This window comes from Duganella margarita (assembly GCF_009857535.1).
Taxonomy (GTDB): domain Bacteria; phylum Pseudomonadota; class Gammaproteobacteria; order Burkholderiales; family Burkholderiaceae_D; genus Rugamonas; species Rugamonas margarita.
Window position 1 is genome coordinate 468,052 of record NZ_WWCS01000003.1, and the last position, 11,825, is coordinate 479,876.

Here is an 11,825-nt window from a genome sequence, read left to right on the forward strand (position 1 = left end):
TACAGAATGCCTAGAAAAGGTGAAAATTTGCTTTATCGTCTCATGCTTAAGAGGGGGCACTGTGGCCAAATATCTGATTTCTTTCCCGAGCGCGGCAATGTTGGTGCCGGCTGACGAACTGGAAGCGGTGGGGCATGCGGCGCGTGCCGTGATTGAAGAGAGCAAGGCGGCCGGCGTCTACGTCTTCGCCGGCGGCATCAACGAAAGCGTCCCGCCGGTGCTGGTGTCGGCGGACGGCACGACGCAAGAGAGCGGCTATCCGTGGGCGCCGCCGCTGAATGGCGGCTTCACCGTGCTCGAACTGCCTTCGAGGGATGAGGCCATTGCCTGGGCGGCGCGCATCGCCAAAGCCTGCCGCTGCAGCCAGGAGCTGCGCGTGTTTCAGTTTGATCCGCAATCCTGAACGCGCCGTGTTTAAAGCACCGACTGAACTTATTTAACACGCTCTAGTCTAACTCACTGAGGAGGACGCCATGAGCAATCTCTACGACGAAGACGTTATTGCCTGGGCTGAACAGCAGTCCCGGTTGTTGCGCTCCCGCCAGTGGTCACAGCTCGACATCGACAACATCGCCGAGGAGATCGAGGATGTGGGCAAAAGCGAAAAGCGTGAGCTGCAAAGCCGCATGTGCGTGCTGATGGCCCATTTGTTGAAATGGGCTTACCAACCGGGCCGGCGAGGGCATAGCTGGGACAGTACGATAAGAGAGCAGCGCGCAGCGATCAGCCGCGATATCGCCAAACACCCCAGTCATACGGCGTTGCTGAGCGATGCCGAGTGGCTTGCTACCGCATTCTTCCGGGCCAGAATGATCACTTTTACCGAAACAGGTCACCCCGCTCTGCCTGACCAACTCCCTTGGACGCTGGCGCAACTGCTGTCCCCAGACTTCTGGCCGGACGCACCATGAGTGCACTGTTTTATGATCCGCTGCCATGGCGGAAGGACCTGGATTTCTGGCCGCCCGAAGTGGCGATGGTAGGTCATCATCCCCGGCTGCTGCTGACGCAGCGTTGCGCCGAGTTACTGGCGCATCTGGCCCGGTGGCAGCGGCAGCAAGGCAATCAATGTCCTTTGTGGCGCCGGCTGATTGTTCTGCAGCGCCGCCGCATCGCGCGGATGCTGGCCGCCACGCCGGAGTTGCGGGCATTGCTGGCGGATCCCGATTGTCTGCAGGACGCATGGCTGGATGCCCTGCTGAAGAGCATAGGCGAGGCCAATTGCTTTGACCTGCCGGATATCTGCCCGTGGACGCTGGAGCAGGCTGTGAGCGATGATTTCTTTCCAGAGGCGAAGTGATGAATACGACCTACGAAGATGACGTGGCGGCTTGTATCAGCCCGACCGCCGTGGCGACAGCTGGAAGCGCACCATACGGGATCAGCGTCAACGGATCGCCACAATGCCGAAGAAGATGCCCAGTCTGCGCCATTTGCTGGATGACCCTGAATGGAATGAAGAGGTGTGGACAGATGCTCTCGACATGGCCGTGCTGCAAACAGAGCTGACCTACCGGCCCAAGGTCCGCGAATGGAGCCTTGAGCAGGTGTTGGCTGAGGATTATTTGCCGTCGTAAGTCACGCGGAAGATACGGCCGCCGTAATCGTCGGACACCAGCAACGAACCATCTGCCTGTGTCACCACATCGACCGGCCGGCCAACCACCTCATCGCCGCGCAGGAAGCCGTCAATAAAAGCGGTATCGCTGACCAGCTTGTTGCCGTACAGCGTAATCAGATGCACCGTGTAGCCGCTCTTGGTGCTGCGGTTCCACGAACCGTGTTCCGCCACGAAGATGTTGTTGCGATAGATCTCCGGGAACTGCTTGCCGGTATAGAAGCTCATGCCCAGCGGCGCCACGTGCGGCCCCAGCTTGGCGACCGGCGGCTCGAACTCGTCGCAGGTGCGGTTCTTGCCAAACTCCGGGTCCGGCACCACGCCGCCGTGGCAGTAGGGGAAGCCGAAATGCTGGTTCGGCTTGGTCACCACATTCAGCTCGCAGGATGGCGTATTGTCGCCCAGCTCATCGCGGCCATTGTCGGTGAACCACAACTGCCTGGTCGACGGATGGAAATCGAAACCAACGGTGTTGCGCACGCCGCGCGCCACTTCTTCCAACTGGCTGCCATCCGGATTCATGCGGTAGATCTTGGCGCTCTTGGTCTCATCGGTATCGCAGATATTGCACGGCGCGCCGACTGGAATGTACAGCTTGCCATCCGGCCCGGCCCGCATCACTTTCTCGCCATGCCACTTGTCGCTCGGCAGGCTGGTTTTGACTACCGCATACGACGGCTTCTGCGCATAGCGCTTGTCGATGTTGTCGAAGCGGATCACGCGGCTGATTTCGCCCACGTACAGCGCGCCGTTCAGCAACGTTACGCCGATCGGATTCTCCAGTCCGTCAGCCACAGTGACCACCTCGGCCGACTGCTTGTCGGCGCGCGGCACCAGCGCGTAGACCTTGCCCGCCTTGCGCGAGCCGACGTAGACGATGCCGCTGTCCGACACCACCATGCTGCGCGCCGTCGCCGCGCCATCCGCATACAGGCTGATATGGAAGCCCTTCGGCAGCTTGAAGCCGCTCAGCAGGTCGGTGGCGGCCGGCTTGGCCGCTGCGGCGGCAGGGACCACCGCAGGCGCAGCCAGCTTCTTGTTGGCGCTGGCGGCGATGTAATCGGCCAGCGACGCAATCTGCGCCGCGCTCAGCGTTGGCGACCAGGCCGGCATATTTTTCTCCGGCACACCCTTGCTGATGATCTTGATGAGATTGGCCTTGGTCGGCGCGCCGTGGATCCAGGCGTGCTCGCCCAGTGTCGGGCCGATGGCGCCTTCCATTTTGGCGCCGTGGCAGACGGCGCAGTTGGCCTGGTAGAGTTTGTCGGCGGTTTGCGCCGACGCGGCGAAGGCAGTGAACGCCATGCCGATGGCGGCGGCTTGCAGAGCGAACGTGTGCATTGTTATTTTCCCCTGTTGGTTGACGGCGTATTGTACAGCCGTCAACCCGGGGTCAGTTCTGCCAAATGCACACGAGCGCAGCCTTAGCGTGCGGCGGCGGTACGCAGCGGCAATGCCGGCACCCGGCGTGGCGCCGGCTGGGAGCGTGCGGCGGTCATCAGCGATACACTGGCCGCGCGCGGGCCGCCATCAACCTGAAACACGCTGACCAGCTCCGCCAGATGAGCCGACTGGCCTTGCAGCGCCTCGGCAGCCGCAGCGGCTTCCTCGACCAGCGCGGCGTTCTGTTGCGTCACGCCGTCCATCTCCATGATGGCCTGGTTGATCTGCTCGATGCCGGCTTCCTGCTCGCTGCTAGCGGCGGTGATCTGTTCCATGATCTCGCTGACGTTGCGGATGCTGCCGACGATCTCCGCCATGGTCTTGCCGGCCTCGTCCACCAGCATGCCGCCGTTGGCGATCTTCTCGACCGACTCGTTGATCAGCAGCTTGATGTCCTTGGCGGCGCTGGCCGAACGCTGCGCCAGCGTGCGCACTTCCTGCGCCACCACGGCGAAGCCGCGGCCCTGTTCGCCGGCGCGGGCGGCTTCCACCGCTGCGTTCAACGCCAGGATATTGGTCTGGAAGGCGATGCCGTCAATGACGCCGATGATGTCGACGATCTGGCGCGACGAGGCGCTGATTTCTTCCATCGTGGTCACCACGCCGCCTACTACTTCGCCGCCGCGCACGGCCACGCCGGACGCACTGGCCGCCAGCTGGTTGGCCTGGCGCGCAAACTCGGTGTTCTGCTTGACGGTGGCGGTCAGTTCTTCCATCGAGGATGCTGTCTCTTCCAGCGAACCGGCCTGCTGCTCCGTGCGCGACGACAGATCCTGGTTGCCGCTGGCGATTTCATCGGCGGCGGTGGCGACCGAATCGGTGCTGCCGCGCACTTCGCTGACGATGGCGGCCAGCCGCTCGCGCATGACGGCGATGCTGTACAGCAGGCTGCTGCTGTCGCCGTCAGCCAGTTGCACGCGCACCGTCAGGTCGCCGCCGGCGATGCGGTCGGTGATGCCGGCTGCGTAGCCCGGTTCGCCGCCCAGTTGTTTCAGCAACGAGCGGCTGATCAGCCAGCCCAGCAGCAGAGCCACACCGATCGAGATCGTGCTCAGTACGACGATCATCCACGCCGAGCCGGCACTGCGGTCGTGGATGGTCTTGCCGATTTCGTCGATCACCGCTTTCTGGCGGTCTACCAGCGCACCCATGTTGGCGACGTAGGCGTCGCCGATCGGAATGAACTGCTGCTCGACGATCTGGTTGGCCTGCTCGATATTGCCGGCGGCTTTTTCGGCGAACGCTTGCTTGCGGATCGCCTGATACTGCGTGCGTTTCTCCTGCGCGGCGGCGAACAATGCCTTGGCCTGCGGATCGCTCAGCAGTTCGATGATCTGGCGTTGCTTCTCCTCTGCCACCTTGGAGGTACTGGCGATGCCCGCCTCAAACATCTTCTGCGTTGCCGCGTCGGTGGTCTTGGACGCTGCCAGCGCGCGCTGGACATTGGCGGTGACGATCGACTTCCAGTCACTGACCAGTCGTTCGGTCTTCAGGTGTTGATCCAGCAGCGCATCGGTATCGCGCGCCGTTTGGTGGATACTCATCCAGCTGGCGATGGCGACCGCCAGTAACAGAATCAGCGTGGCGCCGAAGCCAATGGCCAAGCGGTTGCTGACTTTCATTTCAGATAATTTCATAGGGCCTCCGAATGGTGGTGAAGTGGTGTATGTCTTGGAGGAGTTATTATTATTTAATTGGAAACCAATATTTCTCTGTGGTATTGTATCAGTGATTCAAAAATGCCGTACGGCAACGAATCGTTTCTTACTTTTATTTACAAAGTTGAAGAGCTTGGGTACGCTGCGGCCATGACCACCATCCTCGATTTCGACGTGCCGTTCAACGGTCACGTGCTGAAGGCGGACCACTACCTTGGCCGCGACAGCAACCGTATCCTCTACCTGCACGGCGCCGGCAACAGCCAGCGCCACAGCCACCGCTTGCTGCGCGGCGCCTTGCAGCAGCGCGGCCTGGGCAGCGTGTGTTTCGACGCCATCGGCCATGGCGAGACGGGCGGGGCGCTGGCGCAGTCGTCGGTAGCCAGCCGTACGCGGCAGGCGCAGGCGGTGCTGGCCGCGCAGGCCATGCCGGAGCCGCTGGTGGTGTTTGGCAGCAGCATGGGCGCCTACAACGCGATCCGGCTGACCGAGCAGCACAAGATCGATGCGCTGGTGCTGATTGTGCCGGGCGTCTACACGCCGGCGGCGTATGAAGTGCCGTTTGGTCCGGAATTCTCGGCCGTTATCCGGCGTGAACGCAGCTGGGCCGACAGCGATGCGTGGGAGATCCTGTCGCGCTTCGAGGGCCGGCTGCTGGTCATCCACGCCGAGCACGACGCCACCATCCCGCTGGAAATTTCCGAACGCCTGGTGGCCGCCGCCACCCGCGCGCAATCGCGCCAACTGTTCATCGTTCCCGGCGCCGAACACAACCGCCTATGGGCGCTGCTGGCTGAAACGCCGGCCGACTTCAATGCGGCACTGGAGATGGTGCTGGAGGCGGTAGATGGCGGAAGGCAGTAGGAGTCGAACTTACGAGGGAGCGTCTGACGCCCCCCACCGGGTTTGAAGCCCGGCCCCATCACCGGATGAGTGTGCCTTCCGTATTGACTTGATTGCTGTAACTCAGCTGCTGTACGACCACACGGCGTTCGGTCGGACCAGATGGACATTGCCAATCCGGCGAGTATAGCCGACGCGGTCGAAGAACTCCAAGATCTGAATCGCCCGCTTGCGGCCAATGCCGGTCGCATCGCGGAACGATGACGCCTGCACGTCGGGCAGCGTGGCCACCATCCGCGCCAGCTCGTCCAGCCGCTGCGGATGGTAGAACAAATCCGGCACCACCTGACTCAACTCACCCGTTTTGGATAGCTTGAGCAGCAGGCGCCGCACCTCGGCCTCAGGCATCTGGTGCTCGCGCATCAGCTCGCGTACCCACGGCGGATCGAAGCCGCCTGCCAGCAGCGACGCCATCAGCGGCGCTACCAGAACCTGTTCCTCCGCACTCAGCTCGACGCTATGGGCCGGCAAGTGCAGGCTGCGGCCGCGCTGCTTAATCGCGCCGCTGGCCAGCAGCGTGTCGACCAGGCGGCTCCACAAACGGTCTTCCATCTCCGGCGAGACGATGCGTTTCAGGCGCCATAGCTCCGGCCCCGCGTCATCCGGCGCGCGCGCGTGGAATTCGCTCAGCGCCGCCAGGATACGCGCTTGCAGCGCCTGCACCTCGGCCGCCGCAATCAGTAGCTGGTCGCCGCCTTGCAGGCTGACGGTTTCGGTGCCCGGCGGCGCGCTGATTTCGTCGGCCGGCAGTTGCGACAGCCGCACCAGCGTCGACATGCGCAGTCCCAGCGGCCCGCGCGCCAGCAGCGCGGCGATGTCGCCGGTGGCGATGTAATCGGCCAGCGCATCCAGCCACGCCAGCCGCGTCGGACTGCGCCGCTTGCGCGCCGGTCCGAACGGATCGAGCACCACGCCGCCGCCGATGGTGGTGGTGGCTTGCGCGTTGCGGATCACAAAACGGTCGCCCGGCACTGCGTGCACCGGCGCGTCCAGCACCAGCTGCACGCGACCGGTATGGCCAGGCGCCAGCACCTCGTCGTCCAGCAGCACCACGTTGGCGGTGTGATGTGCCGCGCCCAGATGCACGTGCACCGGCGACCATGGCTTGAGCGTCTGGCCGCAGTCGGCCGTCAGCGTCAGCTGCACGTCCACCCGCTCGGAGCAGGCGGCCAGCGCCGGCGCCACTACCCAGGTGCCGCGCGCGATCTCGTCCTTGCCGACGCCGCCAAGGTTCAGCGCCAGGCGCTGTCCGGCGCGGCCGATATCGGACGAGCGGTTCTGCGCATGGATGCTGCGCACGCGGGCTTCCTGGCCGCCGGGCGCCAGTTGCAGCGTGTCGCCCACGCGCACGCTGCCTGCCAGCGCGGTGCCGGTAACAATGGTGCCCTGGCCCGCCAGTGTAAACACCCGGTCGACGCCCAGGCGGAACAAGCGCCGCTCGTCATTGGCTGGCAGCGTCGCCGCCATCTGCGCCAGATGGCGCAGCAGCGCCTTGACGCCGATATCGCCTTCCAGCGTGGCGTTGGTGCGGAAGATCTGCGCGCCGGCAAAATCGGTCGGCGCCAGCAGCGCATGGATTTCTGCTTCCAGCTGCTCCAGGCGCTGGCGGTCGGCGCGGTCGATCTTGGTCAGCGCCACCGCGCCGCGCTTCACGCCCAGAAGCCGCAGGATGGCCAGGTGCTCCAGCGTCTGCGGCATGATGCCGTCGTCGGCAGCAATCACCAGCAGCGCGGCGTCGATGCCGGTCACGCCGGCCGCCATGGTGCGGATGAATTTCTCGTGGCCCGGCACGTCGATCACGCCGAGGATGTCGCCGCCTTCCAATGGCGCGTAGGCGTAGCCGAGTTCAATCGAAATGCCGCGCGCCTTCTCTTCCTTCAGGCGATCGGTATCGACGCCGGTGAGGGCGCGCGTCAGCGTGGTCTTGCCGTGGTCGATGTGTCCTGCAGTGCCGACGATCATGTTGCGAGCAGCGCCAGTTGTTCGATGAAGCGCTGCTGCTGATAGTCCTGCAGACAGCGCAGGTCGAGCCACAGCGCGTCTTGCGCCACGCGGCCGATGACTGGCAGTGGCAAGGCGCGCAGGCGCTGTTCCAGCACGCCCAGCGCGTTGCTGACGCGGCCCGCAGCGGCAGGCCGCACTACCAGGCCGTGACTCGGCAACTGGTCGACCGGCAGCGCGCCGCTGCCGATCTGGCTCTGCATCGCTGCGTCGGTCACTTCATAGCCGGCGCCCAGCGCGGCCTGCAACTGCGGCAGGATCGCTTGCGCCTGCGCGCGCATGTCGGCGGCGGGGCGGGTCAGCAGCTTGAGGGTGGTCAGGCGCTCCGGCAGCAGGTCCGGCGCGCGGTACAAGGCCAGCACCGGTTCCAGCGCGGCCAGCGTCAGTTTGCCGACGCGCAGCGCGCGCTTCAGCGGATTCTTTTTGATCTGCGCGATCAGGTCCTTGCGGCCGACGATGATGCCGCACTGCGGGCCGCCCAGCAGCTTGTCGCCGCTGAAGGTGACCAAATCGGCGCCGCCTTCGATGGTCTCGCGCACCGTGGTTTCGTGCGGCAGGCCATACTGCTCGAGGTCGACCAGCGTGCCGCTGCCCAGGTCCACCGCCAGCGGAATATTGTGCTTCTTCGACAGCGGCGCCAGTTCGTCCAGCTCAATGCTCTTGGTGAAGCCGGTGATGGCGTAATTGCTGGTGTGGACCTTCATCATCAGCGCGGTCTGCGGACCGGCTGCTTCGTCGTAGTCCTTCAGGTGCGTGCGGTTGGTGGCGCCGACTTCGCGCAGCACCGCGCCGGCGCGCGTCATCACGTCCGGAATGCGGAAGGCGCCGCCGATTTCCACCAGCTCGCCGCGCGAGACGATCACCTCTTTGCCGAGCGCCACGGTGTTCAACATCAGCAGCACGGCGGCGGCGTTGTTGTTGACGATGGTGGCCGCTGCGGCGCCGGTCAGTTCCAGCAGCAGTTCTTCGATCAGGTTATCGCGGTCGCCGCGCTTGCCGGTGTCGAGGTCCCATTCCAGGTTCATTGGCCAGCGCATCGAATCGACCACCGCCTGAACGGCGGCGTCGGGCAGCAGCGCGCGGCCCAGATTGGTGTGCAGCACGGTGCCGGTCAGGTTGAACACGGGCCGCAGCGGCGAAGCGTTTTGTTCTTGCAGCCGCGCCGCCAGCATCGCCAGCAGCGACGGGATGCTGGTGTCTGGCGCGCCGGCCACCGCCACCGCCGTGTCACCGCCTTCACGTGCGGCCAGCAGCATGGCGCGCAACTCGGCCAGCAGGGCGCGCGCCGCGTCCAGCGTCTGCACGCGGCCATAGGCGGCCAGCAGCGGTTCGCAGCCGGCGTCCGACAGGATCAGGTGCACCGCCGGCAGGCGGATGGCGGCTGCCGGCACGCCGGCGGCCGACGCGGCGCCGTGCAGCGTGTGGTCTGAGCGGGCGGACTGCTCGCTCATTCGGCGTTAAACCACAGCAGGGGATTGCCGCTGGAACGCGAGTAGCCCGCTTCGCCCACCAGCACGTCCAGCGCCAGGCTGGCCAGATCGTCGGCCAGCGGCTCGACGTTGTAGTCGTGCTCCTGGTTGAAGATCTTGCGGTAGGTGTGGCAGGCGTCGCAGATCTCCGCGCGCGCGACCCGGCTTGGATCGTTGGCCTTGTTGACCGGCTCATTCGGGTCCACCGCCGGCATGCCGCCTTCCGGCTCTATGCTCTGGTAGGCCACGCCGGCCGTGCTTTCGCAGGTGGTGCACTTGACGCGCACCATGTGCCATTCGCTGGCGCAGCAGCTGCATTGCAGGTAGCGGTAGCCTTGCGACTGGCCGCCGATGCGGATCACGCTGGCCACCGGATGGGCGCCGCACACCGGGCACAGGGTGTTGGTCACCAGCGGCTGCACGCGTTTGGCGTCCAGCTGGCTGGCGCGCATGGTCCACATCACTTGCAAGGCCGCAGCCACGAACGGCGCGTGCAGCGGATGCACGCCTTCGGTCAATTCGGCCAGCACGGCGTCGGCGCAGCCTTCCAGCTGGGCGCTGTCGAGCGCGCGCAACTCGGTCAGCACGGCGGCGAGCTGCGGCTGGCTGGCTGCCAGCGGGTCCAGCTGGTCGAGAATGGCGTCGAACACGCGGCGCCAGGTGGCGGGACGCTGGCCGCTGACCGGCAGCGGCGGCATGTGGTGGTCGATGGCCAGCTCGATGCCGGCGGCGTCTGGCAAGGCGAAAGTCTCCGCCGGCAGCACGCGGATCACGGCGGCCTGGGCGTCCACCAGCGCCGCCATCATCAGCAGATACCCTTTCATGGTATCGCCGACCGGGATACCCTTGATTTGATTATCTGCCAACTGGCGCAGGCGCGTGGCGCGCCCGGTGAACAGGCTGCGTGCTTCAGGAAGCAGCAGGCGCGGAATGGACGTGTGATCGAGCGACTCGATCTCGCCAGGTTCTAACAAACGTTGTACCAAAATATCTCCTTTGCCGGTGGCGGAGAGCTGCCGGCTCAGGCGATATTTTAATCCCAAATCGGCAGCACCGTAGCTTCGTGGCGGGTTTTGTGCCCTACAGGGCTACCGAATGAATATCCGGTAATCAGTGAAAAACGGCGCGCCATTGCGGCGCGCCGTGAGACTAGTTTCAGTCGCGTGATTTTTTGATCACTGCTTCAAACCAGCGCGGATGGTGCTTGCGCGCCCAGCCGTAGGTGACGGTGCCGCGCACCATGGCGCCGATCGACCCCTTGACCCACAACGCTGCGTAGATGTGGACGATGATCGAGCAGATGATGCCGAACGCGCACACCGCATGCAGCAGCGCCGCCGCCCGGATCAGCGGGATCGGGAAGTAGAACGCGAAGTACGCGCGCCAGATCACGATACCCGACAACAGCAGCCCGCACATGCACGCGATCAGCACGAAGAACAGAATCTTCTGGCCGGCGTTGTACATGCCGATTTTCGGCAGCTTGTCTTCGCGGTTGTTCAGCACATCGCCGATTTGCCGCATCCACTGCTTGTCGGCGGCGTCAATGTGGTTATGGTGCCAGAAGCGCAGCACCAGGATGGCGAAGGAGACAAACATCACCAGCCCGATGAAGGGATGGAGGATGCGGGTCCACTGGCCGCCACCGAGGAACATATACATCCACGACATCGCCGGATGGAACATGGCGAGGCCGGACACCGCCAGCAAAATGAAGCAGATGGCCGTGATCCAGTGGTTGCTACGCTCGTTAGGCGTGTAACGCTCGATCAGCGGATTGCCGTCTTTATCGCGGTTGGCGTGGCTCATGGTGCTTCCTCCCTGATGCGTTGGGCCTCGGCCAGCGCTTCGGCCTCTTCATCCTTCGACACTTCGTTCGGACCGACGCGCGAGTAGTGGAACCAGCCGGCCAGCGCCGTCATGGCGATACCCGCCAGTGCCAGCGGCTTGGTCAGACCCTTCCACAAGCCGACCGTGACGCCGATGCTCGGATCCTTTTTCAGGCCGTGATACAGCGTCGGCTGGTCCGCGTGGTGCAGCACGTACATGACGTGCGTGCCGCCCACACCGGCCGGGTCATACAGGCCGGCGTGCTCGAAGCCGCGCGATTTCAGATCCTCGATGCGCTCGGCGGCGTGCTCCTTCATGTCCTCCTTGGTGCCAAAGGTAATGGCGCCGGTAGGGCAGGTCTTGACGCACGCCGGTTCCTGGCCGACGGCCACGCGGTCCGAACACAGCGTGCACTTGTAGGCGCGGCTGTCTTCCTTGGAAATGCGTGGCACGTCGAACGGGCAGCCGGCGACACAGTAGCCGCAGCCAATGCAGTTCTCCTGATGGAAATCCACAATGCCGTTGGTGTACTGGACGATGGCGCCCGGCGCAGGACAGGCCTTCAGGCAGCCCGGATCTTCGCAGTGCATGCAGCCGTCCTTGCGGATCAGCCATTCGAGGTCGCCCTTCGGGTTCTCGTATTCCGAGAAGCGCATGACGGTCCAGGATTGCGCCGTCATGTCCGTCGGGTTGTCGTACACGCCGGTGGTTTCACCCACCTCGTCGCGCAGATCGTTCCACTCCATGCAGGCCGTTTGGCAAGCCTTGCAGCCGATGCATTTGGAAACGTCGATCAGCTTGGCGACCGTACCCGTGACCGGGGTACGCGCCTGGGGCGGCGTCACCGTGGTCGCGGACATGCGCAGGATATCAAGTGATTGTAATGACATAGTGTGCTCTCCT

12 protein-coding genes and 1 tRNA gene are annotated in these 11,825 nt (G+C 64.4%); 5 read left to right on the forward strand and 8 right to left on the reverse strand.

Features of this window, described 5'->3' with window-relative positions; genetic code table 11:
* Positions 1 to 61: 61 nt before the first annotated feature.
* From GTP55_RS06970 to GTP55_RS06985, 4 genes are all read left to right on the forward strand, one after another.
* Positions 62 to 403 (forward strand): YciI family protein, encoded by a 342-nt coding sequence (locus tag GTP55_RS06970; RefSeq protein ID WP_161044194.1) that lies wholly within the window; start codon positions 62 to 64, stop codon positions 401 to 403.
* 70 nt (positions 404 to 473) lie between these two features.
* Complete coding sequence (locus GTP55_RS06975) at positions 474 to 911, forward strand: DUF29 domain-containing protein (protein ID WP_161044195.1); 438 nt, start codon at positions 474 to 476, stop codon at positions 909 to 911.
* On the forward strand, positions 908 to 1,300 hold the full coding sequence (locus GTP55_RS06980; protein ID WP_161044196.1) for a DUF29 family protein: 393 nt from the start codon (positions 908 to 910) through the stop codon (positions 1,298 to 1,300). Before GTP55_RS06975 ends, GTP55_RS06980 begins: the two co-directional genes overlap by 4 nt.
* A 31-nt stretch (positions 1,301 to 1,331) precedes the next feature.
* Positions 1,332 to 1,577 (forward strand): DUF29 family protein, encoded by a 246-nt coding sequence (locus tag GTP55_RS06985; RefSeq protein WP_161044197.1) that lies wholly within the window; start codon positions 1,332 to 1,334, stop codon positions 1,575 to 1,577.
* Here the strand turns inward: GTP55_RS06985 and GTP55_RS06990 are convergent.
* Positions 1,562 to 2,923, reverse strand: a complete 1,362-nt coding sequence (locus GTP55_RS06990; RefSeq protein ID WP_161044269.1) for a c-type cytochrome — start codon at positions 2,921 to 2,923, stop codon at positions 1,562 to 1,564. The two genes, GTP55_RS06985 and GTP55_RS06990, sit on opposite strands and share 16 nt — an antisense overlap.
* A gap of 119 nt (positions 2,924 to 3,042) precedes the next feature.
* On the reverse strand, positions 3,043 to 4,698 hold the full coding sequence (locus GTP55_RS30190) for a methyl-accepting chemotaxis protein (protein WP_161044198.1): 1,656 nt from the start codon (positions 4,696 to 4,698) through the stop codon (positions 3,043 to 3,045).
* A 171-nt stretch (positions 4,699 to 4,869) separates the two neighbouring features.
* On the opposite strand from GTP55_RS30190, the gene GTP55_RS07000 reads away from it, so the two are divergent.
* Positions 4,870 to 5,583, forward strand: coding sequence for an alpha/beta hydrolase (locus GTP55_RS07000; protein ID WP_161044199.1), 714 nt, complete (start codon positions 4,870 to 4,872; stop codon positions 5,581 to 5,583).
* Here the strand turns inward: GTP55_RS07000 and GTP55_RS07005 are convergent.
* The 6 genes from GTP55_RS07005 to fdxH form a co-directional block, all read right to left on the reverse strand.
* Positions 5,568 to 5,663, reverse strand: a tRNA-Sec gene (locus tag GTP55_RS07005). The two genes, GTP55_RS07000 and GTP55_RS07005, sit on opposite strands and share 16 nt — an antisense overlap.
* Positions 5,664 to 5,685: 22 nt before the next feature.
* Entirely contained in the window at positions 5,686 to 7,584 is a 1,899-nt protein-coding gene (selB, locus tag GTP55_RS07010) for a selenocysteine-specific translation elongation factor (RefSeq protein ID WP_161044200.1), read from the reverse strand.
* Positions 7,581 to 9,074, reverse strand: a complete 1,494-nt coding sequence (selA, locus tag GTP55_RS07015) for an L-seryl-tRNA(Sec) selenium transferase (RefSeq protein WP_161044201.1) — start codon at positions 9,072 to 9,074, stop codon at positions 7,581 to 7,583. Before selA ends, selB begins: the two co-directional genes overlap by 4 nt.
* Positions 9,071 to 10,078, reverse strand: a complete 1,008-nt coding sequence (gene fdhE, locus GTP55_RS07020) for a formate dehydrogenase accessory protein FdhE (protein ID WP_161044202.1) — start codon at positions 10,076 to 10,078, stop codon at positions 9,071 to 9,073. Before fdhE ends, selA begins: the two co-directional genes overlap by 4 nt.
* A gap of 169 nt (positions 10,079 to 10,247) precedes the next feature.
* Entirely contained in the window at positions 10,248 to 10,901 is a 654-nt protein-coding gene (locus GTP55_RS07025; protein WP_161044203.1) for a formate dehydrogenase subunit gamma, read from the reverse strand.
* Positions 10,898 to 11,812, reverse strand: a complete 915-nt coding sequence (gene fdxH / locus GTP55_RS07030) for a formate dehydrogenase subunit beta (protein ID WP_161044204.1) — start codon at positions 11,810 to 11,812, stop codon at positions 10,898 to 10,900. The genes GTP55_RS07025 and fdxH overlap by 4 nt, the downstream gene beginning before the upstream one ends.
* Positions 11,813 to 11,825 lie beyond the last annotated feature (13 nt).

What these genes read in the sequence shown, in the direction of transcription:
- GTP55_RS06975 (WP_161044195.1), top strand. Translation starts at nt 474, where the DNA reads ATGAGCAATCTCTACGACGAAGACGTTATTGCCTGGGCTGAACAGCAG.
- GTP55_RS06980 (WP_161044196.1), top strand. Translation starts at nt 908, where the DNA reads ATGAGTGCACTGTTTTATGATCCGCTGCCATGGCGGAAGGACCTGGAT.
- GTP55_RS06990 (WP_161044269.1), bottom strand. Translation starts at nt 2,923, where the DNA reads ATGGCGTTCACTGCCTTCGCCGCGTCGGCGCAAACCGCCGACAAACTC.
- GTP55_RS30190 (WP_161044198.1), bottom strand. Translation starts at nt 4,698, where the DNA reads ATGAAATTATCTGAAATGAAAGTCAGCAACCGCTTGGCCATTGGCTTC.
- GTP55_RS07000 (WP_161044199.1), top strand. Translation starts at nt 4,870, where the DNA reads ATGACCACCATCCTCGATTTCGACGTGCCGTTCAACGGTCACGTGCTG.
- selB (WP_161044200.1), bottom strand. Translation starts at nt 7,584, where the DNA reads ATGATCGTCGGCACTGCAGGACACATCGACCACGGCAAGACCACGCTG.
- selA (WP_161044201.1), bottom strand. Translation starts at nt 9,074, where the DNA reads ATGAGCGAGCAGTCCGCCCGCTCAGACCACACGCTGCACGGCGCCGCG.
- GTP55_RS07025 (WP_161044203.1), bottom strand. Translation starts at nt 10,901, where the DNA reads ATGAGCCACGCCAACCGCGATAAAGACGGCAATCCGCTGATCGAGCGT.
- fdxH (WP_161044204.1), bottom strand. Translation starts at nt 11,812, where the DNA reads ATGTCATTACAATCACTTGATATCCTGCGCATGTCCGCGACCACGGTG.